The 26,477-nt window shown below is 37.5% G+C and carries 25 protein-coding genes; 9 read left to right on the forward strand and 16 right to left on the reverse strand.

The genetic code is table 11. From position 1 onward, the window contains the following. Positions 1 to 30: 30 nt before the first annotated feature. A complete protein-coding gene (locus A8L44_RS02655) occupies positions 31 to 567 on the reverse strand; it encodes an RNA 2'-phosphotransferase (protein ID WP_066101118.1) in 537 nt (178 codons plus the stop codon). A 209-nt stretch (positions 568 to 776) separates the two neighbouring features. Between A8L44_RS02655 and A8L44_RS02660 the strand changes: the two genes are divergently transcribed. Both A8L44_RS02660 and A8L44_RS02665 read left to right on the forward strand, forming a co-directional pair. Further along, entirely contained in the window at positions 777 to 1,505 is a 729-nt protein-coding gene (locus A8L44_RS02660) for an NAD-dependent protein deacylase (protein ID WP_066101123.1), read from the forward strand. A gap of 191 nt (positions 1,506 to 1,696) precedes the next feature. Next, positions 1,697 to 2,032, forward strand: a complete 336-nt coding sequence (locus tag A8L44_RS02665; protein WP_066101129.1) for a L,D-transpeptidase — start codon at positions 1,697 to 1,699, stop codon at positions 2,030 to 2,032. A 200-nt stretch (positions 2,033 to 2,232) separates the two neighbouring features. Here A8L44_RS02665 and A8L44_RS02670 read toward each other — a convergent pair whose 3' ends face one another. The 4 genes from A8L44_RS02670 to A8L44_RS02685 all read right to left on the reverse strand — a co-directional run bounded on the left by A8L44_RS02670 (position 2,233) and on the right by A8L44_RS02685 (position 5,193). Then, entirely contained in the window at positions 2,233 to 2,796 is a 564-nt protein-coding gene (locus A8L44_RS02670; RefSeq protein WP_066101132.1) for an NAD(P)/FAD-dependent oxidoreductase, read from the reverse strand. A 290-nt stretch (positions 2,797 to 3,086) separates the two neighbouring features. Continuing rightward, positions 3,087 to 3,440 (reverse strand): VOC family protein, encoded by a 354-nt coding sequence (locus A8L44_RS02675; protein ID WP_066101135.1) that lies wholly within the window; start codon positions 3,438 to 3,440, stop codon positions 3,087 to 3,089. Further along, a complete protein-coding gene (locus tag A8L44_RS02680) occupies positions 3,437 to 4,471 on the reverse strand; it encodes an S-adenosylmethionine:tRNA ribosyltransferase-isomerase (protein WP_066101138.1) in 1,035 nt (344 codons plus the stop codon). Before A8L44_RS02680 ends, A8L44_RS02675 begins: the two co-directional genes overlap by 4 nt. Further along, a complete protein-coding gene (locus A8L44_RS02685; RefSeq protein ID WP_066101142.1) occupies positions 4,471 to 5,193 on the reverse strand; it encodes an SDR family NAD(P)-dependent oxidoreductase in 723 nt (240 codons plus the stop codon). Before A8L44_RS02685 ends, A8L44_RS02680 begins: the two co-directional genes overlap by 1 nt. A 154-nt stretch (positions 5,194 to 5,347) precedes the next feature. On the opposite strand from A8L44_RS02685, the gene A8L44_RS02690 reads away from it, so the two are divergent. Beyond that, positions 5,348 to 6,466 (forward strand): GAF domain-containing sensor histidine kinase, encoded by a 1,119-nt coding sequence (locus A8L44_RS02690; protein WP_066101145.1) that lies wholly within the window; start codon positions 5,348 to 5,350, stop codon positions 6,464 to 6,466. Positions 6,467 to 6,478: 12 nt separating this feature from the next. Further along, the gene (locus A8L44_RS02695; protein ID WP_066101148.1) at positions 6,479 to 7,111 is read left to right on the forward strand and encodes a response regulator; all 633 of its coding nucleotides are present in this window, start codon (positions 6,479 to 6,481) and stop codon (positions 7,109 to 7,111) included. A gap of 142 nt (positions 7,112 to 7,253) precedes the next feature. Here the strand turns inward: A8L44_RS02695 and A8L44_RS02700 are convergent, their stop codons facing one another. After that, on the reverse strand, positions 7,254 to 8,447 hold the full coding sequence (locus A8L44_RS02700) for an MFS transporter (RefSeq protein ID WP_066101151.1): 1,194 nt from the start codon (positions 8,445 to 8,447) through the stop codon (positions 7,254 to 7,256). Between the two features lie 374 nt (positions 8,448 to 8,821). Between A8L44_RS02700 and A8L44_RS02705 the strand changes: the two genes are divergently transcribed. Next, the gene (locus tag A8L44_RS02705) at positions 8,822 to 9,124 is read left to right on the forward strand and encodes a DUF3139 domain-containing protein (protein ID WP_066101154.1); all 303 of its coding nucleotides are present in this window, start codon (positions 8,822 to 8,824) and stop codon (positions 9,122 to 9,124) included. A 204-nt stretch (positions 9,125 to 9,328) separates the two neighbouring features. Here the strand turns inward: A8L44_RS02705 and A8L44_RS02710 are convergent, their stop codons facing one another. The 5 genes from A8L44_RS02710 to A8L44_RS02730 form a co-directional block, all read right to left on the reverse strand. Beyond that, positions 9,329 to 9,961 carry a response regulator transcription factor gene (locus A8L44_RS02710; RefSeq protein WP_066101156.1) on the reverse strand — a complete coding sequence of 211 codons (633 nt, stop codon included), beginning with the start codon at positions 9,959 to 9,961 and terminating at the stop codon, positions 9,329 to 9,331. Beyond that, entirely contained in the window at positions 9,958 to 10,995 is a 1,038-nt protein-coding gene (locus tag A8L44_RS02715; protein ID WP_066101157.1) for a sensor histidine kinase, read from the reverse strand. The genes A8L44_RS02710 and A8L44_RS02715 overlap by 4 nt, the downstream gene beginning before the upstream one ends. Continuing rightward, positions 10,992 to 11,729, reverse strand: a complete 738-nt coding sequence (liaF, locus tag A8L44_RS02720) for a cell wall-active antibiotics response protein LiaF (protein WP_066101160.1) — start codon at positions 11,727 to 11,729, stop codon at positions 10,992 to 10,994. The genes A8L44_RS02715 and liaF overlap by 4 nt, the downstream gene beginning before the upstream one ends. A 106-nt stretch (positions 11,730 to 11,835) precedes the next feature. After that, positions 11,836 to 12,483, reverse strand: coding sequence for a PspA/IM30 family protein (locus A8L44_RS02725; protein WP_066101162.1), 648 nt, complete (start codon positions 12,481 to 12,483; stop codon positions 11,836 to 11,838). A gap of 16 nt (positions 12,484 to 12,499) precedes the next feature. Next, positions 12,500 to 12,847 carry a lmo0954 family membrane protein gene (locus tag A8L44_RS02730; RefSeq protein ID WP_066101165.1) on the reverse strand — a complete coding sequence of 116 codons (348 nt, stop codon included), beginning with the start codon at positions 12,845 to 12,847 and terminating at the stop codon, positions 12,500 to 12,502. A gap of 493 nt (positions 12,848 to 13,340) precedes the next feature. Between A8L44_RS02730 and A8L44_RS02735 the strand changes: the two genes are divergently transcribed. From A8L44_RS02735 to A8L44_RS02750, 4 genes are all read left to right on the forward strand, one after another. Beyond that, entirely contained in the window at positions 13,341 to 13,754 is a 414-nt protein-coding gene (locus tag A8L44_RS02735; RefSeq protein ID WP_066101168.1) for a GNAT family N-acetyltransferase, read from the forward strand. A gap of 392 nt (positions 13,755 to 14,146) precedes the next feature. Further along, the gene (locus A8L44_RS02740) at positions 14,147 to 18,865 is read left to right on the forward strand and encodes an Ig-like domain-containing protein (RefSeq protein ID WP_139063791.1); all 4,719 of its coding nucleotides are present in this window, start codon (positions 14,147 to 14,149) and stop codon (positions 18,863 to 18,865) included. A gap of 168 nt (positions 18,866 to 19,033) precedes the next feature. Further along, positions 19,034 to 19,489, forward strand: coding sequence for a DinB family protein (locus A8L44_RS02745; RefSeq protein WP_254654689.1), 456 nt, complete (start codon positions 19,034 to 19,036; stop codon positions 19,487 to 19,489). A gap of 310 nt (positions 19,490 to 19,799) precedes the next feature. Continuing rightward, positions 19,800 to 21,023 carry a NupC/NupG family nucleoside CNT transporter gene (locus A8L44_RS02750; RefSeq protein ID WP_066101177.1) on the forward strand — a complete coding sequence of 408 codons (1,224 nt, stop codon included), beginning with the start codon at positions 19,800 to 19,802 and terminating at the stop codon, positions 21,021 to 21,023. A gap of 249 nt (positions 21,024 to 21,272) precedes the next feature. On the opposite strand, the gene A8L44_RS02755 is transcribed toward A8L44_RS02750, so the two are convergent. From A8L44_RS02755 to A8L44_RS02780, 5 genes are all read right to left on the reverse strand, one after another. Further along, the gene (locus A8L44_RS02755; RefSeq protein ID WP_225983667.1) at positions 21,273 to 22,583 is read right to left on the reverse strand and encodes a C40 family peptidase; all 1,311 of its coding nucleotides are present in this window, start codon (positions 22,581 to 22,583) and stop codon (positions 21,273 to 21,275) included. Between the two features lie 452 nt (positions 22,584 to 23,035). Next, a complete protein-coding gene (locus A8L44_RS02760) occupies positions 23,036 to 23,275 on the reverse strand; it encodes a hypothetical protein (RefSeq protein WP_066101181.1) in 240 nt (79 codons plus the stop codon). Positions 23,276 to 23,751: 476 nt separating this feature from the next. After that, positions 23,752 to 24,258 carry a DUF1643 domain-containing protein gene (locus tag A8L44_RS02770; protein ID WP_066101187.1) on the reverse strand — a complete coding sequence of 169 codons (507 nt, stop codon included), beginning with the start codon at positions 24,256 to 24,258 and terminating at the stop codon, positions 23,752 to 23,754. A gap of 98 nt (positions 24,259 to 24,356) precedes the next feature. Continuing rightward, a complete protein-coding gene (locus tag A8L44_RS02775; RefSeq protein WP_066101189.1) occupies positions 24,357 to 25,631 on the reverse strand; it encodes a DUF4179 domain-containing protein in 1,275 nt (424 codons plus the stop codon). Then, positions 25,624 to 26,142 carry a sigma-70 family RNA polymerase sigma factor gene (locus A8L44_RS02780; protein ID WP_066101192.1) on the reverse strand — a complete coding sequence of 173 codons (519 nt, stop codon included), beginning with the start codon at positions 26,140 to 26,142 and terminating at the stop codon, positions 25,624 to 25,626. The genes A8L44_RS02775 and A8L44_RS02780 overlap by 8 nt, the downstream gene beginning before the upstream one ends. Between the last annotated feature and the right edge of the window lie 335 nt (positions 26,143 to 26,477).

Below are 26,477 nucleotides of genomic sequence, written 5' to 3' on the forward strand. Positions count from 1 at the left end.
TCTACTAAATGTTACATCCCTCTTTTATTTTTACCGTTGCACCTCCAAAAACTCAACGGGTACTGTTTTTGTTAACCAAACATGATTTTTCGAACGATAAAACACATATCCTTGTTTCATCATTTCACCACTTCGTACACGATACACAACCGGTTTCCCATGCCGTTTTCCTACATTGATTGCTGTTTCTTCATCAGATGATAGATGAACATATAAACGACTCTTTGGAATTAGTCCAATACGTTCAATGGATTCTGTATACTTTTCTCCCGTACCGTGCCATGAAAACTCCGGTGGATCTACGATTTCCGGCTCTACATCAACCGAAATGGAATGTCCTTGATTAGCTCGAATAAGCGTCTTGTTCTCATTAAAAGCGTATCTCTGCTTATCATCGGTTCGCACAATTTCCTCTAAGATGTTCATATCAAAAGGATATTTTTTAGAAATACCCTTAATCAATTCCTCGACATTCGCCCATCCATGCTCATCCAGGGTAATTCCAATGGATTCTGGTTTGTGACGAAGAATCAAACTCATAAACCTGCTCGCTTTAATTAAACTCATTTTTTGGGATCCTCCTTTATAACATAAAAATGAAAAGAGAATAGAAGCTCCATGTTCGAAGCTGATTCTCGATTATTCGAATAGTTTCTTCTATTTTCTCATATAATACATCGATTTTCGCGAAACCAATGATTTAGAATAGCTAATCGGCTCGTGATATAATGATGAATAATTATGTACAGAGGACCCTAAAACAGGAGGCAGGTATTTTGTCCAAACTAGTAACTTTATTAAAAGAATCTAACTACACCGTTATCTTCACTGGTGCAGGTTTTTCGACTGAAAGCGGGTTACCTGATTTCCGCTCAACTAATAACGGATTGTGGAAGAAGCAAGATCCAGGCACTATTGCCAGTACAGATGCACTTAATCAAAATGTCAAAGAGTTTTTTGAATTTTATCGCCAGCGTGTGGTAGGAGTGAAGGAACACGGCCCACATAAAGGCCATTCTATTCTCGCTAAATGGGAACGTGAAGGTATTATTCAAAGTATTATTACGCAAAATGTAGATGGTTTCCACCAGGAAGCCGGCAGCAGTCGGGTAGCAGAGTTGCACGGAACCTTACAAAAGGTACATTGCCAAACATGCGGTAAGGAATATGGCAGTGAAATGTATTTAAATGAATCCTATCAATGTGAGTGTGGCGGCAAGCTTCGTCCATCCGTCATTTTATTTGGTGAAATGTTGCCTGAAAAACCATTCATGATGGCTGAGGCTGAAAGTGAAAAAGCAGACCTGTTTATTGTTCTCGGATCATCGTTATCAGTGACACCTGCTAATCAGTTCCCTTTAATTGCCAAGCAAAATGGTGCGAAACTGGTTATTATTAATTTAGAGCCTACTAATTTTGATTTTTATGCAGACCTCGTGATTAATGACCGTAAAGCCGGCGAGCTTTTAGCTGAAATAGATGCCGAGTTAATTGAAAATTATTAATAGATTCAGGCCAATCTTTGAGAAGGAGATTGGCTTTTTTATATGCAGTTATCTTCCATCTCAGTACCTGAAAGCTGTACAAATTGCAACTAAACAAAAGGCTCTGTTCGTATATATTGCTGATAATGTCTATTAATTAACAAATCCCTATGTTACTTCATACAATATATTAAAAAATGGAGTTGTTATTTGTGGCGAGATGGATTGACATATCAACATCGAAACATCAATTAAAACTTTTTGATGGAAATAGGCTGATAAAAGCTTACCCAATTGCAGTTGGGAAAATATTATCACCAACACCTACTGGGACATACAAGATAATCAATAAACAACGTAATCCTGGAAGACAATTCGGAGTTCTTTGGATGGGTTTGTCAAAGCCTCATTACGGTATACATGGAACAAATACCCCAGCTTCAATCGGTAAGAATGTCTCACATGGTTGTATTAGGATGTTTAATCATGATGTTCTAGAATTATCATCTAGAGGACCAATTGGTACTAGGGTTGTTATTCATAAATGACTCTGTTAATCTAGCTCCTCTTACTGCATAATTTTGGTCAAATACGACATAAAAGCATCGCTTCTCTTATTCAACTAATCTTCGCCTTAGTTGAATAAGAACGGGAATTCAAAAACGAACATTATCTACAAACAGAGTCAAACAAAAAAACGACCCACTCATGAGCCGTAACGATATCATTCAACTATTATTCATTTAATTTAAGATTTTAGAATATCATGGTCAACATAACGTTCCCCATTCAGAGAACTGATTACATTTATCGCGACTCTTGCTCCGTCCCCTGCTGTAATAATTGTATGCATGCTCACACCTGCAACTGTGCCGGCTGCCCAGACATGATCAAGATAGGTTTTACCGGAATCATCGACATCAATCACTTTTTTAATACGCGGTTCAGTACCTTCCTTTGTTTTGATGCCTGAAGCTTCAGCGAGGTCAACTAACATACCAGAAGCCAAGATCACTTCACTTGCCATATAGTTGGATTCTTCCGTTTGGATGATTACTCCATCATTCGCCACTTCGATTTTTTCAGCGGTTGCAACCTTGAATTCAGCGCCGAATTTCTCTGCCTGTTTTTTACCGATTGCAATAAAGTCAGGTCCAGTGATTTCTTCTACACCATAATGGTTTTCAATCCAGGCACGTTTTGTGACACTTTTATCATTATCCAACACCAACGTTTTTTTACCTGCTTTGGCAGTGAATAATGCAGCACTTGCACCGCTTGGTCCTGCTCCAATAACTATAACATCATACATATCCTCAAACCTCCCCCAACCAATTATAAAATCCCTCTTATTATAACAGGAATAATTACCAATTCTATTGAAGTGATTTTTCCATCGATACCTGACCAATCGTTTCAGTGAACCAAGTTCTTTTATAATAGTCACCATTTCTTTATTAGCCAATGGTAGGTTAATAAAGAATCTGCTGGATACCTCAACTGACTGGAAAACATGTTTTAAAAGAACATACCTATATTCCAATCAGCGTTATGTTTAATCCACATCTGTACTTATACGTAAGTTGTTCGCTTGCAGAAAGCCTAAATCCTCTTTAATAACTCAATTCTTTCACCATTATTCCCCTCAATAAAAACAATTGTCCAGCCATTTCCCATCCTTATTGGCCCCTCTAAAATAGATACATCCTTTTCATTTAAAATTTGTAAACAATCTGTTTCAAAACATATATGTGCCTCGTATAAACCTTTTTCATCAATTCTTCCATTTTCAATCAATTCAATCCTTAATCGGTCATTCACTAAGAATACAATCTTTTCTCCTTCCAACTCCATGTATTGTTCAGTACGAAATCCCAGATATTTTTCATAAATGAACCTTGTAAGCTCCTGGCTTTTCACCTCAAAACCAACGTGATGAATATTCAACGTTTTCATATAATTAAGTTCACATCTCCAAACTCATGCCATAAATACCCCTTTAGTACGGCTTCCTCATACGTTTTAAAAAGGAAATCCGAATCAATAAAAGCAGTGAGCATATCCAAATGGCTCGCCTCAGGTTCATGGAAACCAGTGAGGATACCATCTACTGCTTTCATATGGTAATCAGGTCCGATATACAAATTGGTGCTACCCTTGAGCTCTTCAGTTAGCAGAGCCGTCTCCAAAGCACGAACAACCGTGGTTCCGACAGCAATCACTCTTCTCCCCTCTTTTTTCGCATGCCGAATCATATCCATTGTCTCACTGGGGATTTCATAGATTTCAGGATTGGTTTCCGGTTTTACTGGCCAGTAGTCATCTAGTAAATAGCTCAAGCCTGTGTGAAGCTGAATAAACTGAAGCTTAACTCCCTTTCTTTGAAGATTGAAAAGCATTTCCCAGGTAAAGGCTCGGCCAGCAGATGGCATTTCAACGGAGCCAGGGACTGAAGCATAGACCGTTTGATAGAAGTTTAAATCAAGTGCCTGTTTCGCATATTCATACCGAATGGGTTCTCCTTTCTGATATAAATAATGTAAAATACGATCCTCTGATTGAGAAAAACAAACACTCCACAAAGGGGTAGCTTCTACCCTGCCACTTATCTCTCCTTTCAATTGTCCTTCAGAAAAAATGAGCACATCTCCAACTTCTATATCTTCATGCAGGGCCAGCACTTCCCAGGCGTTATTCTCAATCTTTTTTGCAAACCTTATTTCTACAGCTTCGGCTTTAACGATCCCTTTTCTAGTAATTGTTGCCCTTGCTGAGGCAGGAATTGTCCTGCTATTATTTAAAACCAGAATATCACCTTTCTTCAGATACCGATCTAGATGGGAAAATTGAGTGTGTTCCATTGTTCCAATCCCTTTATCTGTCACCATTAGCTTGACTTGGTCCCTTCTCATACCTCTGAACTCGGGAGGTTCGGACGCATTTAATTCTTGAGGCAGAAAAAATTTTTTCCTGAGAGGCAATGCCATTATAATCCCTCCTGTTCAAGCTCGAACTTCTGTGCTTCAAACCGTTTACCGTTAATATGCCGTGAATGATTCGAGGCTAAATAAACAAAGGCACCCAGTACCTCCTCCGGTTTAGCCAGCTCCTCATTATGATTAGGGTCTGCCAATGCATACATGTCCGTATCCATACTGCCGGGGTCAATCATATTGATTCGTATATTCGTTTCCGAGAGCTCATCTGCCCATGTTTCGGTCAGTCCTTCCAGTGCAAACTTCGAAATTCCATAGGCTCCCCATCCCGCATATCCTTTTTGCCCTGCTTCTGATGTCACATTGATAATAGAGCCTTCATTACGCTGAAGCATTCCATGCAGAACACGTTTTGTGACCATAAATGGACTTAGGCTGTTTGCCTTTATAACATTCATGAAATCAACCTCTGAATAATCCAGTAAGAGTGGCATCGGGCTAGGCCCCAATACAGCAGCATTATTAATTAAAACATCAATTTGACCAAATCTGCTTTCTGTCATGGAAATAAAGGCTTCCACATCACGCTGATTTGTAACATCCGCTTTTACTGCCAGAACTGTACTACCCAATTCCTCAGTCATTCTTTTCACTTCCTGTAACCGCTCTTCTCCCCGCGCACAAATTGCGAGATTGTATCCTTGTTTTGCAAAAGCAAGGGCTAATGCTTTCCCTAATCCTTTAGATGCTCCTGTAATCACAACTGTTTTCATGATTTATACCTCCTATAGAAACTTATACTTATAGCGTATTGCAAAAAAACAGCCATGCCCTCGGAGGATGGATGGAGTTTCAGCTACATCTTTAGTAGTACTCCACCATAAAAAATGTATAATAATAACAAAACATCTATTAAGGAGACTAAAGGTGGTCCGTAAAATTTTTCTCTCAGAGATTCATATATTGAAAGAAATCGCTGAAACATTAAACGAAGGCACTGATTTAACAGAAGTTTTGGCTCAGGTATTAAAGAAGCTTTTAAAAATAACCTCTTTGGAAACCGGCTGGATCTTCCTTATTGACGAACGGGGCAATTACAAATTAGCCGCTTCTGAGGGACTGCCGCCCGCTTTAAAAATTTCAGACTATGAACCCATGTGTACAGGTGACTGTTGGTGTGTGAATAAATTTTTAAAAGATAATCTACATAAAGCTTCGAACATTATGGAATGCAAGCGGTTGGAAAATGCAAGATTGAATCAATGGGGCGATACGTATGGCCTTGTTTACCATGCTACTGTTCCCTTATCAGCTGGGGATGAAAAATTCGGCGTATTAAACGTAGCCGTAACGAATAAAGAAAGATTCGAAGCAGAAGAGTTGGGTCTCTTAGAATCCGTTGCCTATCAAATCGGCAATGCCCTGAGACGAATCCATTTAACAAAACGGGAGCAGGAACTGAAAGTTGCAGAGGAACGAAATCGCTTGGCACGGGACCTGCATGATTCTGTAAATCAATTACTTTACTCTATTAATGTGACATCAAAGGCCGGAATCAATCTATCAAAAGAGGATTCAATCAAACAGATTTTTGCTGATATTGGGAGGATGTCACAGTATGCACAGGCTGAAATGAAGGCATTGATCTGGCAATTACGGCCAGATGGACTAAAGAACGGACTCGTTTGTGCCCTCAAATCATATGCTGAAATACTCGGTTTACAAGTTATTGTTCAGGTGAAAGGGACAGGATCTCTCCCTTCAAAAATCGAAGGAAATTTATGGAGGATTGGGCAGGAAGCCTTCAATAATGCCATTAAATATTCCGGTCAAAAAGAAGTCTTACTTTCTCTTGAATACAAACAAAATCATATTATCATGTCGGTTGAAGATGGAGGAGTAGGATTCGATATTTCATCAGTAAAGGGATTGCCGAGTCTTGGGCTTAAGAGTATAGAAGAACGCGTAACAGCCCTGCAAGGGAAATTAAGCATAATTAGCAAAAAGAACTCCGGCACCAGTTTAACGGTTGAATTGCCATACTAAAGGAGAATTTTAATGACGATAAAAATTGTTTTAGTGGATGATCACCATGTCGTTAGGAAAGGACTGGCATTATTATTAAATAGCCATCCTGATATGAGCGTAATTGGAGAAGGAACAAACGGTAAGGAAGCAATTGAACTGGCCAAAAAACTGACTCCCGAGATTATGATAATGGACTTACTAATGCCTGTAATGGACGGAATCGATGCAACAAAACACATTGTGGAAACCATACCGAATGTGAAAGTTTTAATCCTCACCAGCATGTCAGATCAAAACCATGCCATTCCTGCCTTGGATGCGGGAGCCAGTGGCTATCTATTAAAGGAAAGCGACCCAGAGGAACTAATCCTAGCTATTAAAAAGGCAGTAAACGGAGAAATCTATATTCATTCCAAAATTACCGCAGAATTAATGACAGTTCTGCAAACGAATAAATCCAAGCAGAATTCGTTAGAATCATTGACTCAAAGAGAAAAGGAAGTTCTCAAGGAAATCACCAACGGTAAAAGCAATAAAGAGATTGCTTCAGCACTTTACATAACCGAAAAAACGGTAAAAACTCATGTATCCAATATCCTGTCTAAGCTAGAGCTGCAGGACCGTACTCAGGCTGCTCTTTTTGCGATACGAAATGGTTTTTAATTGATTTGGATTCGCTGTTATTTTATTGGGGATTTATGTACTCTTCCATTCAATTCATCCGGTAAAAAAAAGAGAATAGAAAATCTATATAAAAAACCAGGTGAGTCATGACTCACCTGGTTTTTTATACGTAATTAAGCAATTAGCGAACTGCTTTCTCACGGGTTATAAGTACGTAAATAACCATCGACATGAATACGGACACAGCCGCTGTCATATAAATACTGCTGTAGCCAAATGAATGTCCAATCTGTCCGAAAATCATAGCTCCTATCCCTATACCTAAGTCAAAGAACGAGTAAAATGTAGCATTAGCCATTCCTTTACGATTTTGGGGTGCCTGATCAATTGCCCATGCCTGTAAGGCTGGCTGAACGCTTCCAAATCCAAATCCATAAAGGAAAGCCGCAAATAACATCATGCTGGTGCTAGGCAGCCAGGATAGTAATAGCATCGCAATAAACACCAACAATGTTCCCGGTATAAATACAGCCTTGTGCCCTTTACGGTCATATAATTGTCCGGCAAACGTTCTTGTCAACATAACAGATAATGCATAGATAACAAAATACCACTGGATTCCATCGATTCCCTTTTGTGCTGTATATAAAGGAAGAAAAGTAGCTATTCCCCCAAAAGTAAATGTGATGAAAAATGCCAGTATGGATGGTTTTAACGAGCTTTTTTCATATAGATCCAGTATCTTCTTACCAGTTGGCTGCACAGTCACTTTCTCAGCTTTCTTGAACTTAATCTGCGTTGCTACCAGAAGAGCAATAACTCCTAGAATAGCACAAATTAAGAAAAACTGATTAAATGGTATCATAACAACCAAAGCAAGACCAAGAGATGGCCCAATAGCCATCGCAATATTTCCGGACAGCCCAAAGTAACCCATTCCTTCACCCCGTCTTGATGCCGGAACCAAGTCTGAAGCAACCGTACCAGTAGCTGTAGTTAATGCTCCCCAACCCAATCCTTGAATAATCCGCATCATGAACAGCAAAGCAATACTTGCCATAAAACCAAATGACCCGAGGGTAAGGATAACAACAATTAAACCTCCGAAATAGACAATTCGTCTTCCCTTCGTTTCCAATGCCTTGCCGGCAAAGGGCCTAATCAGCAAAGCTGAAAATGTAAATATCCCCACAACTGCTCCTATTAGCTGGTCACTTCCACCGAGATGTTTAACGTACAACGAAATTGTCGGCAAGGTCATTTGAAAACCTAAAAAGATCAGGAAGTTTGTAATACAAATGAAGACAAAATCTCTTGTCCATATTTTTTCCTTCTTTATTTTTTGTTTAACTCCTTGTTGTGCTTGATCAATCATTTTATACCTTCTTTCTGCTCCTTTACATTATTTATATTACCCGAATACGAAACTATCTTTCTATGGAAATTTAAAAAATACACAAAAAATCCCTTCTTTTGTAGGCAAGGGAGTAATATATTGTTATTCCCATTTGATAGTATCCTACACCTTTCTGTATTAAAGACTACTTGCTTAAAATGTATTTATAAGTTAACTTCCTATAATGTTGAAAGGTTCCACATCTGAATCTACCAGCATACTATCAAACAATTTTTATAATATCATTTTTATTTGAAATGACAGATACTTATGATAGCTCATGCTTGTAAAAGTCCAGTGTGTAGTCTTTATTCTATTAAATTTATTAATAAATTTTTATTAGGAGGTTGTAAATGAGAAAAATAGGAGCGACTGTATTAATTTTGTTAACTTTTATCGGAATTGGATTAGGCTATATTCAATATAAAAAGTCAACTGTTGAACAACGTGTAATTGAGTATCTGACAACTGAAGAGAACATTTCAAAGAATGACATTATTTCCAGTGAACCATTTATTGCAAATTTACGAGGAGATAAGAATTGGATGGTTAGTATTCGACTAAAAGATGATAATAAAACCTACTATTATTACAAAAATAAAAATGAAGTAATTTTAGAATCGTATGTAGAAAACGGAGTAGAACACGTTCAATAAAAGGTAGTAAGGGGAAAATCCTTCATAAATAGGATTTCCTAAATTAATTGGATATAATTAACACTTAAGTTTAACATATCCATAAATAAAAGAGCTCAAATCCATTTGAATTAGAACAGTCGGAGTTGAGCTTCACTTTATTATTAAAATTATAATGATAATTATCTTAACAAAAGTGATTACCATACTCATTCAATCGGTAATCTATTTTGTTAATTTATGATGGAAAGCATAAATTACTGCTTGGGTACGATCCTGAACTTGAAGTTTACCTAAAATATTGCTCACATGTGTTTTAACCGTTTTAAGTGCAATAAATAATTGATCTGCTATCTCTTGGTTCGTCTTTCCTTCCGCCATTAATAATAAAATTTCTATTTCTCGTGATGTTAAATCTTCGTGCAAATCTCTTTTATTTGCGTTCCTAAATTTAGACATGAGTTTATCTGTCACTTCCGGTACCAGAACGGATTGCCCTTTATAGGTTTCGCGTATCGAATCTGCTATTTCACTTGCTTTCGAGGTTTTTAACATATAGCTGATTGCACCTGCTTCAAGAGCCGGGTACACTTTTTCATCATCAACAAAACTCGTCACAATGATTATTTTTGCCTCCGGCCACTCCGCTAGAATCTGCTTGGTTGCCTCAATCCCATCCATTTCAGGCATTACCAAATCCATCAATATTACATCAGGCTTTAGGCTCAATGCCATTTCGACACCCTTAAGTCCATTTTCCGCTTCCCCTACCACTTCAATGTCGGATAAAGAAGATAAATAAGCAGAAACACCTATACGAACCATTTCATGGTCATCTACAAACAATACTCTTATCATACTTTCTCACCTACATTCACTAATGGTACTCTTACTTCGATTCGCGTGCCTTGCTTTGGTACCGAAACCACCTTTAGAATGCCGCCAATTTCTATCGCCCGCTCTTTCATATTTTGTAACCCGTAAGAGCCAGCCTTCGCTTCATCTGCGGTAAATCCAACACCATCATCAATCACTCTCATAATTAAAGAACGTTCATGCTGAATAATATACACTTCCAATAATTGTGCTTTAGCGTGCCGTAATGTATTCGAAACGGATTCCTGGAGGATTCTAAATAAATGATCCTCAATCCCTTTCTCCAATTCCAGATCTTCTACCTTCCATTTTACCGTAAAAGGGATTTTTTGTTTGAGTTCGCTCAAAAGATTATCTACGCCTTCCTTCAAACTTTTATCCTTTAAATGTACAGGACGGAGATGTAAAAGTAAGGCTCGCATTTCTAATTGGGACTGTTGAATCATACTTTCAACCATCCTAAGCTGTTTTTTCTCACTTGTCTCTTCATCCCCACCTGATTCATTGATGGCTGACATAAGCATAGAAGCAGCAAAAAGCTGTTGGCTGACAGAATCATGGAGTTCTCGGGCCAATCTGTTTCTCTCCTCTTTAACCATTGCCTGAACTCGTTTTTCCTGTTCCACTGAATTTTCAGTAGCCAGTGCCTGAGAACGTTTTGCCTGATCAAGAAGGACCGTTTGGATTTGTTTTACTTTCTCGACAGATTCAGATAACTCCCTTGTCTTAATCTCTTTTTCCGAAGGATTTTCCCCGAGGTTTACACTTCGCAAAGTATCATTCAACTGATTAATTTCAGATTTATAGAATAACCCGCTTGCAATTCCGAACAAAACACCAAACAACAGGGAAATACTTAGCGCAAATAACAGAAATGGCACATTAAAGATCTTCTTCTCATATAGAGGAGTCCAATCAGAGGAGAAAAAGATTACATAATAACATAAGAATATAGTTAAAAATAGCAGTAGAGAGATTGATATACAGATCAGTAATTGGCGTTTTAGTATACTCATATCCACTTCACCACCAAATTGCCAGCACCGATCGAGGTAACGACCTTTATTTTATAGCTAGCCTCGTTATATCCTTCTGACCTATACATAATTTGCTGATTTCTAAGCTCTTTTTCCTTTTCTTCAAATAAACGTACTGTTCCAAATAAACAAGTGTGGGAAATTTGCACACCCACATCGTACGGTACAAATATTTCAATGTCCCCAATACCATTGCGAATCGAAATGACTGATATTTCCTTTGGCAAGACTGTATTGCTCAAATTGATATGAGTATCTCCGTATACGCTTACCACATTCAGATCATTCCATTCGTATACATACTCAGGAGTTTGCTGACTTCCAAAAATTCTATTCGTAATTACAGGCTTGGATATTTCACCATTCCCATTCTGTTTTTCCTGCTGTTCAAACGATTCTTTAGGTTTGATTTGAATAGGTTCACGTCTCTTTTGAAGATGTTGTGAAATATAATAGAGAAGAATAATAAAGAGTAGGAGCCTGACAATGAATAGATTAATTAAGCCTATAAGACCTGATATTATACCAATCCAAAATATCATTTTCCCAAATAGTTTAGAATAACGGGAATAGCCGTAATAAATACAAATTCCCGAAAACAATACGGTATAAAGAATTTCATGAAAGCGGAAAAAGATAATTTCAATTAAAGCAACAATTAAAATAGCAATTAATATTTTTTCTGCCCAATGCCCTTCTTTATATCTCTGCATATTCCTACCCCCTATCCGTAATTCTTCATAGATGAACACCTGCTGATTACTAATCTAAAACAGACGCAGCAAAATACTGCGTCCTACATACTAGAATACCATTTTTTTAATTCACTGTTTCCTTCCTTTTTAAATCTTTTTCAATTTCTGCAATGCGGGTATCAATCGTTGCTTCATAATAATTAGCTTTCACTCGATTTTCTATTTGCATCATATAATCATCAATTTCTAAGGATTGTTGCCCTTCACCCTCTACAGCGTCTTTACCGGACTCCATTAACTTATCCATTTTATGATGAACCTTTGCAATATTTTCCCGCCCCATCAGCTCAAGTCTCTTTATATGCATATCTTTCAGCTTTTGCTTCATTAAAGTAAACTTCTCTTCAAGCTGTTTTAAATCAAGACCAATTTGCACAAGCAGATGTTCAATTTTGGCTGAACGGTCCTCATAAACCGCCTGTTCCTTAATGGCAAATTCGTATAATTCACTCACATCGCCTGCTTCTTTAGCAATATAAGCCTGATGTTTACGTTTATCGGCCATTTCCTTAGCAACCGCTAATTCACGCTTTATTTCCTCTTTCAATCGATATTGACGTTGTATTAATTGTTGAACCTGTTCAACTTCTCTTTCGGATTGTCTCAAATATTGATTCAATTTTGAAATTGGATTCCTCTCCTCCTGCTTATCGATTAAATCATGAAGATCTGCTTCTACCGAATTTTTCATACGAGTAAATAAATTTGCCATGTTTCCTGCACACTCCTCATTTAAAATTTTTATTTAATTGTTCCCATTCTTTTTCAAAGTTTGTAAATGGATCATCATGACTCACATAGTCCTTTTCCTTCTTATGCTCCTTATATAGATAATAAAGAACATACATAGCCACCAAGCCAATTAACGCAGGTATATTACCAACTGAAGCCAATAATGTAATAACCGCAATTGCTCCCCAAACCACTTTCGACAAATTTATATCCGACTTCATGAATCCTTTCACGGCAAAATACAAAATAGCTAATGTAATGGCCAATGTAATAATGGAACCAATATTACCGATAACGATTAGACCAGCCACCAGCACAATCAAGATCAATCCGAGATTTTTCATTGATATTCCCTCCTTATGTCTTTAGTTTAACTTGGAAGAATATTCTTTATAACGACCCTGAGCTTGATTTCCACCTAGGTCTTGAGGCGTAGCTAAACTAAGACTATTAAAAAGCTCTGCAGTACTGCTTCCAAAAAAATAGCGCAAAAAATAATTAGAGAATCGAGTATTGCACTAGGAGAAGAAATTCCTATCCAGCTAGTGCTGAGGTGACTTTTTCAAGGAACAACGGCTAAGAACGCACTTCATGTGGCAACATCTTTGTGACCTACATCCTGTAGGCCTCCGACAAGCATAAAGAGAGGCGATAGGAAGACGATTTCTCTTCCCCTTAGTGGCTATGACTATGACCTCGAGGTACTGGAAAAATGAAGCCGGATCACACACGTAAGAACCGTTAAAAGACCCCAGCATAAGCCAGTCAAAATGTATCTGATTATCTGGCAAAGAAGTATAATAAGCTATTAGTAGTATGCAAACAAAGGAGGATATTATGGAGACCGGAATTGAAATTATACATAACCCACCCAGCCCTCAGGAATATATAGATTTGCGAATAGCTGCGGGATTAAGTCCGAAAGAAAAACAGGCCGCTGATATCGCACTGAAGAATTCAATCTTCGCCGTATCTCTTAGAGAAAGCGGAAGGCTAATTGGGATGGGCAGAATTATAGGAGATGGAGGGTGTTTCTACCAGGTTGTCGATGTAGCAGTCAGCCCCGATAGGCAAGGAAGGGGATTAGGTAAAGTAATAATGGAAAATCTGACAGACTATCTAAATAATCATGTGCCCGCTGGAGCATACATCAGTTTAATAGCGGATATTCCAGCCGACAAGCTTTATCAGAAATTTGGTTTTGAATATACTGCTCCCCATTCTGTCGGGATGTATCGAAAAATAATATAGTTTTAAAGGATACTTACTCAGAGCCCATAAAACTCTGAGTTTTTTAGTTGCCATTCAGTTTTTTTAAATATATGTCGATATATTCTCTAATTTGCCTTTCAGCAGTTAAACTGGCCTTGTACACTTAAAAAAACCGTACTTTTCTACCTATCTTCCTCCTGTGTGTATCTACCCACTCTTCTCTTTTTTTCGTGTATATACCCTATAATAAGCTAAGACATTTTAACTATTTTTGGAAAAATCTAAAAATTCAAAAGACTATTTATAATCATGGTGGTAAATTAATAGTGTGGTAGATAGTAGGTTATTTACCTTATATTCCATTATTGATAACAAAGGGGAGGGATTTTGTAGATTTATCGTTTTTGACAAATGAAGGGGAGGTTGGAGCTTTGCATTTCAAAAATACTAAGAATGCAGTTTTTGTTTTACTATCACTGGTATTACTCTTATCTAACTTATTAATCGGTATAGGTACAGCGAGCGCTAATACATATGAAAACACCAAACTAAAGCCCTTTAGTAACTCAGTAAAAAAGAAACTGGATGTAAGTAAATATGACCCAGATGAAAAGGTACGTGTTATTGTAGAACTAGAAGGTACCCCTGCAATTGATTACGCCACTAAACAAGGTGTTATGTTTAAAGAACTCTCCAAATCAAAACAATCGGAATTACAAGCAAACGTTAAAGACCAACAATCCGATTTCCTATCATCTATTAATAAAAAACGTGTAAAATTCGACGTTGAAAACTCCTTTACAGTAGTCGCAAATGGGGTCAGTGGTGAAGTAAAGGCTTCAGACATTTCAAAAATTGAAAGTATCTCTACTGTTTCATCTGTATATATCGCTAATGAATATAAGCGACCGGAAGTAAAACCTGAAATGGTATCCAGTGGGGATATTGTTAAGGCCGAAGAAACATGGGTCAGAGGATACAATGGTACGGGTACAGTTGTTGGTATTATCGATACTGGAATTGATCCTAGCCATAAAGATATGATTTTGACCGATGAAAGTAAAGCTAAATTAAAAAAGTCTGATGTAGACTCAGTTGTATCTAAGAATAATCTCCCAGGAAAGTATCACACTACAAAAGTTCCATATGGATATAACTATTACGATAAAAACCAGGAAATTTTAGATTTAGGGCCTGATGCATCCATGCATGGAATGCACGTAGGCGGGACAGTTGGGTCCAATGGCTCTAAAGATGCTGGTGGTATAAAAGGAATTGCTCCTGAAACTCAGTTATTGGCTTTAAAAGTTTTTGGTAATGATGCTGCTATGCCTTCTACTTGGGGCGATATTTATATTAAAGCAATTGATGATGCCATCCTGCTTGGTGCAGATGTGCTTAATATGAGTCTTGGATCAACCGCAGGATTCCAAAGTCCGGAAGATCCAGAACAAAAAGCTGTGGAAAGAGCAGTAAATAATGGTGTGCTGATGTCAATCTCAGCAGGGAATTCTGCACAAATCTCTGATGGATATGCAGATCCTCTTGCAATCAATCCTGATATCGGACTTGTCGGTTCACCAAGCGTTTCCAAAGATTCAATTTCTGTCGCATCTCTAGAAAACACGCATGTATTTGTAGACAAATTCGAATTAACAATAGGCGGAACGACTTATCCGGCTGGATATAAAACACAGTCCTCTCCTCTGCCACTAGATGTTTTTGGCACAAATGAACAGGATGTCGTTTATGTAGGAGATGGACACCCAGATCGATATAAGGACAAGGATGTAAAGGGTAAAATTGTCTTTGCTGTCAGAACTGGCGCTGCTCCAAACTATGGAGAAATCCAAAAGCAAGCAGAAACTGCAGGTGCAATCGGTGTTATTGTTAGAGGAACTCCAGCACATGGGGATTTTGTGAGCATGGCCTTGAACAATCCTACCATTCCTCTTGTATCATTGAGAATAAGTGATGGAACGATGTTTGAAGAGAAACTCAAAGCTGCTGGGGAAGTAGGAAAAGTTAAATTCACAGGAGACATGATCCAACTTGAAAATGGTACGGCCGGTCAATTGTCCACCTTTACTTCTTGGGGAGTAACACCAAACTTAGATTTCAAACCAGAAATTACGGCACCCGGCGGAAAAATCTATTCAACTTTAAATGATAATAAGTATGGGGTTATGAGTGGTACATCTATGGCTGCACCTCATGTATCCGGCGGGTCCGCCCTTGTATTGGAATACGTTGAAAAGACTTTCCCAAGTCTAACAGGCAAGGATAAAGTCGAACGTGCCAAAACATTATTGATGAATACATCTGAAACTATTAAAGACCCACTTGGTACAACATATTACTCACCACGCCGTCAGGGCGCAGGAGTAATGAATTTAAATTCAGCAGTCACTTCATCCGTTTATGTTGTAGCTAAAGGAACTAATGAAGGAAAAGTCACATTAAAAGAAATTTCTAAGGATAAGTTCTCTTTTGCATTGACAGCTACCAACTTCAGTAAGAAAGATGCAACTTATACAATAGATACCACTGTGCTGTCCGATGCACTCTATGAGTCAAATGGACATACTTTTAATAATTTGACTCCTCAAGAAATTAAAAAAGCGATAGTCATATCCGATAATGAAATTACCATCGGAGCTGGAAAATCAAAAGATTTTACCATTACGATCGATTTAAAAAATGCCAAAGCTGATCTAGAAAAAGCAATGAAAAACGGATACTTTATCGAAGGATTTGTTTTCTTAAAAGCCAAAAATGTAGAAGATTCACTACCTACCTTATCCGTGCCATTTGTTGGTTTTAAAGGTGATTGGAATAAACCAAACATTATCGACCCAATGAATAATGATGCGAACTCCTTCTATGGAATGACAGGACTTGTCGATCCATATACCGGGGAATTCTACGGAATCAGTCCATTTGATAAAAATCAAATTGTCGATCCAGGTAAAATAGCCTTTTCACCAAATGAAGATAGTCATAATGATTCAATAGCACCAGCTCTATCATTTTTACGAAATAGTAAGACGGTAGAATACAGTATTACTGACACAGATGGTAACACGATACGTAAAATAACGACGGATAAGTATCAAAGAAAGAATTATGCAGCAGACTCTGTCGTCACATTTGATCCATATACTACGGAATGGGATGGAAAAGTAAATAACAAGCAGGTTCAAGAAGGATTATACTATTACGAAATTAAAGCAACAATTGATTATGATAATAAAGAAGCACAAGTATTTAAGATGCCTATCTTGGTTGATAACACAGAGCCAGCTGTATCTGATCTTAAATATGACGATGCAACCAAAACTGTCACATTTAAGGCAGAGGATACAAAAACAGGTGCTGGTCTTAAATACATTGAGTTATCCATCAATGGCAAAACACTCAAGAATTATGTTGCACCAAATACCAACAATACTTACAGTGTTAATTTAACAGATCAAAAGTATAGTGATGATACTCCTGTCGAAGTGAAAAACGGAGATAATATCAATGTTATTGCACATGATTATGCCGGTAATCGCGGAGCTAAATCATTATTGGATAAGAAGGTCCCTTACATTGTCTCTGAATCACCAGCACCACTTGGAGTCTATGACTATTTAGATATTGAGGTCGAAGGCTATGTAACGGACGATTCCAACATGGATTATGTTTTAGTAGAGTATGAAGGTAAACGTCAAAATCTTGAGCTTGAATGGGATGAAGAAACTAAACAATATTACTTCTGGGATGTTCTCGATTTCTCTAAAGAAGGTAAGAAAGATATCCGTTTCTACGGAGCTGATGTCGCTGGTAACAAAATCGATTTTAACAGAGAAATATTTATAGATACGAAAAAACCAACCATTGATGTTGATTATAAAGTTTTCTCAGCAGGTGATAGCCAAAAGGTTAAAGTCAAGGTTGGCGACAACTATAATGCATTACGCTTAGTCGTTAATGGCAATGAAGAAATAAACACATTTAATGATTTAGGAGATTTACCTGTATATGCACCTTACTCAATATCTCAAGATCTAGAACTACAATTAGTGGATGGTATAAATGAATATGAATTTGTCCTCGAGGACCTCGCTGGACATCAGGTAACGAAACGAATTGAGATTAATAAGGTTCCTATACCTGTTAAACCATCTATTAATCAAGTATCAGATGCCAGCACTAAAATCACAGGTACTGCACCAACTGATTCAAAAGTAACCATTACAGACAAAAAGAACCTAACACTTTCTACAACAGCTAAAAATGGTAAGTTCTCAGTAGATTTAAAAACTAAACTAAAAGCTGGTACTAAATTATACGCCACTGTTACAGATCCGAAAACTGGATTAGTGAGCGAAGCAACAGCAATCACAGTAACAGACAAGACCGCTCCTTCTACCCCTTCTGTCAATGCTGTTTCAGATAAATCAACATCTGTAACAGGTAAAACAGAAACAGGAGCGAAAGTTACGGTGAAAGCCGGTTCCAAAACTCTTGGTACAGCTACTGCCAATAGCAAAGGAAACTATGCCGTTAAAATCAAAAAACAAAAAGCTGGTACTTCCCTATCCGTAAGTGCGACAGATAAGGCTGGCAATGCAAGCAAGGCGAAAACGGTTAAAGTGGCAGATAAAACAGCTCCTTCTGCTCCTTCTGTCAATACGGTATCTGACAAGTCAACAACCGTAGCAGGGAAGACAGAAGCAGGTGCGAAGGTGACGGTGAAATCTGGTTCCAAAACTCTTGGCACAGCTACTGCCAACAGCAAAGGAAACTACACCGTTAAAATCAAAAAACAAAAAGCTGGTACTTCCCTATCCGTAACTGCGACAGATAAGGCTGGCAATACAAGCAAAGCTAAAAACGTTAAAGTCGCAGATAAAACAGCTCCTTCTGCTCCTTCTGTTAATACGGTAAAGTCAAGTTCTACAAAGGTTACCGGTAAAACAGAATCAAGTGCGAAAGTAACTGTGAAAGTAGGATCAAAAACTCTTGGTACTGCGACAGCCAACAGCAAAGGGAACTACACGGTCAAAATCAAAAAACAAAAAGCCGGCACTTCCCTATCTGTAACGGCTAAGGATAAAGCAGGAAACACAAGCAAAGCTAAAACAATCAAGGTGAAAAAATAACAATCAGAAAAGGTGTCCTGGCAGGAAATCCAGGACACCTTCTTCTTTCAGAGATAGATAATTACTGTACAAGAGTGACTTTATTATTCTCACTCTGGAGTTATGTGCTGAATAATAGACTGATAACAGAAAAACGTTTTCGGAAGGAGAACTGATAGTTTGCTTCAAATGTTCTTATACAATTGGCAAGTTAGAGAAGATTGGTTTAAATGGTGTCAAAACGTTTCTAGTGAGGAATTGATTAAAAAACGTGTCGGTGGAATGGGCAGTATATTACATAATTTATATCATGTCATTGACTGTGAACAAATATGGATTAATCAAATGAAAGGGTCAGAAGTGATCGTCAGCAATCTCAGCACCATTACTGAATTGACCAATGTTATAGACTTTTCTACTGAAATAAAACAACTCACCACAGAATTTTTATGCCCCTGGGATTCACAAATGGACAATAAAATACTGAATATAACGAATAGGAATGGGCATACATTTTCCTTTACGTACGGGAAAATCCTCCGCCACATCATCACTCATGAAATCCACCATGTTGGACAACTATCTGTTTGGTCAAGAGAATTAGATATAAAGCCTGTATCTTCAGATTTACTATTCAGAGACTAATCCCCCTCTTCTATTAAGAAGGGAACTCCGAACTTGGTTTCTCGTCCCCTTCAAGTGTATCTGAATGTACTATTAAAGTTCAGGGCACCTTATTTAGGAGGTGATATTTTTTTCTCTCCTCACAAAAATTCCATACACCGCCTGACATAAAACAGAGACACTCCATATAGTTTTCTGTTATTGATTCCGAAATACTACTATTTCAGTATACTCTGCTTGCAATATAAACATTAGATTGTTATATTAACAATTTGTATAATAGTAACAATTTTCTTTTTTTATGTAAAAAATACAATCATGGGGTGACATAATGAATTATCTTTGGGGTTTGTTAGGAATTATCTGTATTTTAGGCATTGCCTTTCTTCTCTCCACTAACAAACGAAATATTAACATCCGTACAGTTGTCGTGGCACTAATTATCCAAATTTCTTTTGCATTCATTGTTTTAAAATGGCCACTTGGACGGGCAGCCTTTCAAAAAGTAACCGATGTTGTGAACAATACGATTGGTTATGCTAATGAAGGAATCAACTTCCTGGTTGGTGGGCTTTATACACCAGAATCCGGAATTACACATGTTTTCTTATTTAATGTTTTAGGAATCATCATATTCTTCTCTGCTTTAATCTCTGTTTTATATTACTTAGGAATTATGCAATTCGTAATCAAATATGTTGGTGGTGCTCTTTCAAAACTATTGGGTACTAAAAATGCAGAAACATTTAATGCAACCGCCAATATATTCGTAGGTTGTACGGAGGCCCCTCTCGTAATAAAACCGTTCATTGAGAAATTGACGAAATCAGAATTGTTTTCTGTCATGGTATGTGGGTTAGCCTCTGTCTCTGGAAGTGTATTAGTAGGATATTCTTTACTAGGTGTTCCATTGGATTATTTACTTGCTGCCAGTATTATGTCAGCACCTGCGGGACTATTACTTTCTAAAATCATGATTCCGGAAACGGAAGAAAGCCAGGAAGATGCGGAAGGCTTTGAGATGACAAAAGATGATGAGTCAACAAACGTAATCGATGCAGCTGCAAGCGGAGCCTCAACAGGTCTTCAATTAGCTTTGAATGTTGGAGCTATGCTGCTTGCTTTTATCGCATTGATCGCATTGTTAAATGGTATATTGGGATATATTGGTGGTTGGTTTGGTTTTGATCAATTATCTATCGAGCTAATTTTAAGCTACATATTCGCACCATTAGCTTTTGTAATTGGCGTTCCGTGGAATGAAGCTCTGCAGGCTGGAAACTTCATTGGTCAAAAACTCGTAATTAATGAATTTGTTGCCTACAGTAATTTTGCACCAATGATTGATACAATGTCAGATAAAGCCGTTGTCATTATCAGCTTTGCATTATGCGGGTTTGCTAATCTTTCTTCTCTTGGAATCTTACTCGGTGGACTTGGCAAACTAGCACCAAATCGCAGACCAGACATTGCCCGTTTAGGCATAAAGGCGATTATTGCAGGTGCATTGGCATCTTGTTTAAGCGCAGCTATTGCAGGTATGATAATTGGATAATAACCATACTCCTATAAGAATTAAGTTATAAGGCAAAAAATGAGGCTGCCTCGTAAGCAATTAATTGGCTTACTGGCGCCTCTCTTTTTTCTGTTGAATATTTTAGTCCTTTCATCGGCTATTAAAGCTAGAGTATTTATTTCTATTGTTTCCTACTCTTAAGCCCATAATCGCAAATTAATTGATTATAAAGGAAAAAGAGACGTCACTTTAATCATGACGTCTCTTTCCTATCAAGCTTTTTATCGATTAATGAACGCGTACTACACGTCCGTTGAATTTTTTACCCCAGTATCCGCTTTTAAGGCTGGCAATTGCTACACCAGTAGAGCTTTGGGAACCGATGAATTTTCCACCGCCAACATAAATGCCAACATGGCCATCTTTTTTATACGTATCGAAGAAAACCATATCTCCAGGTTGCATTTGGCTTGTTGGAATCTGTCTTCCAGCATGTTTCAGAGCATCTGTGCTCGCTGGTACAGAGTATCCACCTTGTTTAAATGCCCAGCTAACAAAACCGGAGCAATCAAAGCGTCCTGCTGCAATATCAGCTTGAGTTCTTCCGCCGCCGAATACATATACGGAGTTCCCAATATATTTATTGCCTGCAGTTATAACGGTTTGAATATTTTTATTTTGGGTAGAACTATTAGTAGAACTTGGCTTCTTATTAGAAGAGTTTGAATTAGCTGGTTTAGAGCTAGTTTGTTCGTTCTTCGAAGTGTTTACAGCTTCTTCTTTAGAGCTGGAATTCACTTTATTTGTTGTTTCATTCTTAGTTGAAGAGTTTGTTTCTTCTTTTTGAGTATCAGCGATCTTTTCAACTTTCTCTTTTACATTGGAAGTTTCTTTTACAACAACTGGCTCTACCACAATATCGATATTTCTTGCTTTAGCATCTGCTAATTGACGTTGACTTTCTTCTTCCTTAACTTTAAGCTCTTTCTTCAAAGAGTTTGTTTGATCTTGTTGTTGCTTAATATCCTGCTGCATACCAACAAGCTCAGTTTTCATATCCTTTAAACCAGTAAGCTTTTCTTCTACTGTTGCTTGTTTATCCTCAAGTTTAGTCTGATCCTCTTGAATTTCATCGATCAATTGACGGTCCGCTTTAACAATTGTTGAAACGGCTCCGATTCGTTCAATAAAATCTCCAAAACTAGTAGATCCAAAAATGACTTCTAAATAGCTGACGTTACCATTTGTTTGTTGGTATGTAACAGCACGCTTCTTTAAAATTTCTTGGCGTTTTTCATTTTTTTCTTCCAGTTCGGTAATTTCATTATCTAAAGTCTCTACTTGTTTTTCCGTTTTGACAATATCATCTTCTGTTTTATTAATCATGTTCTGATTATCTTTAACAGCCTGGTTGATTTGATCAATACGAGTATTCAGAGTAGAAATTTCAGCTTGTACCTCATTTAAAGCAGCTTGAGCTTTATCAACCTCAGCTTGCCTGGCCGGGTCTTTTGCAGCACTTGCTGATGGAATGCCTATGTAACTGCTGAACCCAAGCAATAAAGCCGTACTTAGCGCAATAATTCTTTTATTCATCATTAAGATATTACCTGCTTCCTAGTTTTTTTAATTTATCGGGTCTTTCATACCATTTCTATTTATCTATTTATCTAACATGGATAAGTATATCATGCTAATTTAACAAATAAGTTATAGTAATATTACAATTATGTTTCAAAAACATGTTAGAAGTTTTAATTTGTAATAATAGGGTATAAATAACACGGATATAGCTAATAAACTTACAAAAAGTAATATATTTTGCAAAATAAATGTAAATTATTTTTAACAGAAGAAGAAAATTCAGCTAGATTTAACATAAAAATCCAGTTATTAATGAATCTACATCTATTTATTACTTAATAAAACATCTATTCTATCCTAGTATTTTCTATGGTTCTCTTATTTCCATTTTTCTAATCTATAATTCCCATTCTAATAGCCTTGAAAATGATAGTTTACGATCCAAAACACTCTATGTTACAGAATTTTCAGGGTGTAAACCTCAGCAACAACTCTCCTGCACTTTGCTCAAATTTCCTCTCTGGCCCCTTATCAAATAAAATGCCGCCAATCATCTTCCCTTCTTCCGGAACATAGAGGGGAACGGTTAACAAGGATACAAGATTAAATTGCTTAATAAATTTTTCAGGAAAACCGTATATGGCATCCTCTATATAAATCAACTGAAAATTGCGCAGCTCATTTCCTGCTGGTTTTAATTTATTCAAATAATGTGTCAGTGCAGGAATGTTTATGATTTGTTCCTGATTATCTATATGGTGGGCGTATACTCCTATTGCTCAGGTGTAGGTGGTCAGATGGAAGATAGCAGTGAAGAGGAATTAAAGGATATTATTAAGAGTTTACAAGAGGGGACTAAGAAGAAACAAACAAGTCAGAGGAGCAAGATAAAGAAGAAACCAATAAAGAGGAAGAATCGGACAAACCTTCGGGCGATCAGCCTGCAGCTGAACCTGAAACACCGGAAGCTGAGACACCGGCTATCGAACCTGCCCCAGATCCTATGTACCAACTGAACCAGAAGAGGAAGAAGACAGTGAAAATCCGGATGATGGTGTAGAAGAACCTGATCCTCCTGTGGACGATGGCACAGACGAAACTGAAATACCAACTCCGCCACCTGCTTCATAAACTACTTATCTATCTAAAAAGGAGCTGTCGAAATGAATCGACAGCTCCTTTGTCATGACGGTTTAAACGAACTTACATTTGGAAAGAGATAGGGTTGAACGGTCGTATCACTTCTTACAAACAACGGATGCAGGGGATGCCCCTCTCTTGTTGTACCCAGGCAGTTAGGATCATATCCCTTAAACCAGTCCGATAATAACTGATAATCTTTGTGATGGATGGTACAGTTTTCTCCCCAGCCAACGATAATTTCAGAACCGCTGTGTAAGGCATTTTCTAAATAGAAGCGGTTTTCAGGACCTGTAGCCTCCTCCAAGGACAGATTCCTGAGATCTCTCCATTCCCTGCTCCGATAGGCAAATACATTCACCAATTCCACAGAACCGCAATCTAATTTCTTAGCAAACGAAACACAACGCATGGTCGTCCGGTCATCCACTCTGTCATCAGCCTCGCTTGGGTGTAAAAGAACAAAGACAGCTTTTCTTAAATTGTAATCATCCCATTCCCTCTTTAGGGAATATCGATAATTTCCTTTTATAATGGCACTCCTTTTCAATCGATTTCCCCCTTTCCGTTCCTATTATTATGTATAAGCTCCTCAGGTGACTTTTATGATAAAACCGGCCAACAATCATTGAGAACAATTTTGTTCCATTATTTTATTTGGAGCTTGACTTGCTTTTTGTGGGTAAGTGGGTAGGTGTCTAATTCAATATTAAGAGGACCCTTAATGATTTCTTCTGGTTTATAGTAGAAGCTTATAGCGTCTAAACCGTCTATTTCCCAGTACTCCGCTTCCCCTGTTGAAATTTCTTTACCTGTTCCATCATTTATCATTCCACCGCCAGAAACAGTATCTTTACTCTTGGGGATTTTCATGAAAATATACACCTTATTTTCTTCTATCTTAGAAGATTTCACTAATCCATCCGATGGATATTTCAATAGCCTGCCTGTTTTTTCATCAACTTCAATGATTAACTCATCCTTATCTAGAGCATGAATACCATCGAATAGTAGGTACAGCTTCTCGGGTTTCCGAAAATAATTACTTTCTATATAGATTTCACTTTCTTCCTCATTAAAATGACTGCCAGTAGATCCCCATATCTCACCTTTATCATCCATTAGCCTAACATGATTCAAATGAAATATTTTTTTTGTATTATTCGGATCATATTTTACGTCAACCCTGACACTTAGTGGATCAATTTCTACTTTTCCAAACGTAATCCGCTGATTGTCTATGGTCACTGTTTCATCAATGGCCATCTGTTTATGCTGACCTTTATACAAGGAATGATCTATTTTCAAAGGGAACTTAAATGGACCTATTAAGCTAGTGTCATTTTTCAGATGGACTTTTAGTTCTATTTCTTCTCTATCTTCAAGCTGATGCACTAGATTAAAATCTAAGGAGCCGAACCCATTTTCATGAGCTGAATAGGATATGGATTGCTCGACACCGTCTCCGTCAATCAATAGATCGGGAAATTCTATTTGTATATCATCCCCTGCTCCCTCTATATGATAAAAAACAACCATCCTATGCCTATCAACAATTAAGGATTCAATCGTTACCTTATACCCATCCTTCTCTTGCGTCTGTCCAACTGACTGTAAAAAATCATTCTCCACTGCAGACATATAGCCTTTATCGTTTCGGATTAGATTGATAATTTTTTCTGCGCCCGGTATAGAAGAAAGGGCATTTGCAAAGGACGGTGACACTCGTACCAGGCTAATGCAAAACAGGAGTACAATAGCAGCCGCTGCTAATCCTGTATATTTTATAAGTCTTTTTCTCTTCTTGTGTTTGGCTTTACTAAAGCCTGACTGAATGGCTGCGGAAACTTTTTCGTTTGGTACAGGCACATATTCCATTTGTTTTTTTAAATCCAATAATTCTTGTCTCTCTTTTTCATACATGGCGGGTACCTCCCGATTCCTTCATTAGTTCCTTGAGCTTCCGAAGGCCTTTGTAAAGTCTTGTTTTAACCGTACTTTGTGGGCATTCACATATATCCGCAATCTCACTTATGGATAGGTCCCGTAAATACTTTAATACGATGATTTCACGTGATGGTTCATCCAGGAACATGAGCGCCTCTTCTATTTCAAGCTGACCATAATCATCCGTATGGACCATTTCCTGTCCAATGAAATGATGGTGTATTTTTTTGGCCTTCAATTCATTTGAACAAACGTTTAATAAAATTCTTACAAGCCATGTAGAGAAATAGGATGGCTCTCGCAGCTTTTTAATTGAACGGTATGCTCGAAAAGACGTTTCCTGGATAGCTTCCAGAGCTTCTCCTTCATTTTTTAAATAGACAATGGCCATTCGATACAGCTGTTCCTTATGAAGATCTAATAAAGTTAAAAATGCTGTATCATCCCCTTTTATAGCCCTTTGTACTAAAGAAGCATCTTCATGCATGCGGCTCCCCCCTGTTTTCTCTCTACTTATTAGACTGTTTATCCTAGAAAAAAGTTTCAATATATTATAAAAAATACCATAATTTTATAGTTTTAAGATTTATAGCATAAATAAAAGACCTCAAAATCAAGAGGTCAATAATTAAGAATCTAATTAGAGGACATAAAGTATAGAAGTGTTATCAATGGAAATATCATAAATACTATATTTAATATCTGAGTGAACCATAGAAACAAAGTCTTTTTTTGGGCGGTTTTATTAATATATAGAAAAGAAGCTGCACCTATAACACAGGGGATCAAGCCTAATAATGGATATCTTTGAGGAGTTGAGTT

The sequence above is a fragment of the Bacillus sp. FJAT-27986 genome (assembly GCF_001685035.1).
In the GTDB taxonomy this organism is placed as follows: domain Bacteria; phylum Bacillota; class Bacilli; order Bacillales; family Pradoshiaceae; genus Pradoshia.

Coding starts and splice junctions, on each gene's coding strand:
- A8L44_RS02780 (WP_066101192.1), bottom strand. CDS start 26,142: ATGCATGAAGATGCTTCTTTAGTACAAAGGGCTATAAAAGGGGATGAT.
- A8L44_RS02730 (WP_066101165.1), bottom strand. CDS start 12,847: ATGAAAAATCTCGGATTGATCTTGATTGTGCTGGTGGCTGGTCTAATC.
- A8L44_RS02775 (WP_066101189.1), bottom strand. CDS start 25,631: ATGTATGAAAAAGAGAGACAAGAATTATTGGATTTAAAAAAACAAATG.
- A8L44_RS02750 (WP_066101177.1), top strand. CDS start 19,800: ATGAATTATCTTTGGGGTTTGTTAGGAATTATCTGTATTTTAGGCATT.
- A8L44_RS02735 (WP_066101168.1), top strand. CDS start 13,341: ATGGAGACCGGAATTGAAATTATACATAACCCACCCAGCCCTCAGGAA.
- A8L44_RS02695 (WP_066101148.1), top strand. CDS start 6,479: ATGACGATAAAAATTGTTTTAGTGGATGATCACCATGTCGTTAGGAAA.
- A8L44_RS02700 (WP_066101151.1), bottom strand. CDS start 8,447: ATGATTGATCAAGCACAACAAGGAGTTAAACAAAAAATAAAGAAGGAA.
- A8L44_RS02755 (WP_225983667.1), bottom strand. CDS start 22,583: ATGATGAATAAAAGAATTATTGCGCTAAGTACGGCTTTATTGCTTGGG.
- A8L44_RS02655 (WP_066101118.1), bottom strand. CDS start 567: ATGAGTTTAATTAAAGCGAGCAGGTTTATGAGTTTGATTCTTCGTCAC.
- A8L44_RS02670 (WP_066101132.1), bottom strand. CDS start 2,796: ATGTATGATGTTATAGTTATTGGAGCAGGACCAAGCGGTGCAAGTGCT.
- A8L44_RS02715 (WP_066101157.1), bottom strand. CDS start 10,995: ATGAGTATACTAAAACGCCAATTACTGATCTGTATATCAATCTCTCTA.
- A8L44_RS02705 (WP_066101154.1), top strand. CDS start 8,822: ATGAGAAAAATAGGAGCGACTGTATTAATTTTGTTAACTTTTATCGGA.
- A8L44_RS02685 (WP_066101142.1), bottom strand. CDS start 5,193: ATGAAAACAGTTGTGATTACAGGAGCATCTAAAGGATTAGGGAAAGCA.
- liaF (WP_066101160.1), bottom strand. CDS start 11,729: ATGCAGAGATATAAAGAAGGGCATTGGGCAGAAAAAATATTAATTGCT.
- A8L44_RS02680 (WP_066101138.1), bottom strand. CDS start 4,471: ATGGCATTGCCTCTCAGGAAAAAATTTTTTCTGCCTCAAGAATTAAAT.
- A8L44_RS02675 (WP_066101135.1), bottom strand. CDS start 3,440: ATGAAAACGTTGAATATTCATCACGTTGGTTTTGAGGTGAAAAGCCAG.
- A8L44_RS02710 (WP_066101156.1), bottom strand. CDS start 9,961: ATGATAAGAGTATTGTTTGTAGATGACCATGAAATGGTTCGTATAGGT.
- A8L44_RS02725 (WP_066101162.1), bottom strand. CDS start 12,483: ATGGCAAATTTATTTACTCGTATGAAAAATTCGGTAGAAGCAGATCTT.
- A8L44_RS02745 (WP_254654689.1), top strand. CDS start 19,034: ATGTTCTTATACAATTGGCAAGTTAGAGAAGATTGGTTTAAATGGTGT.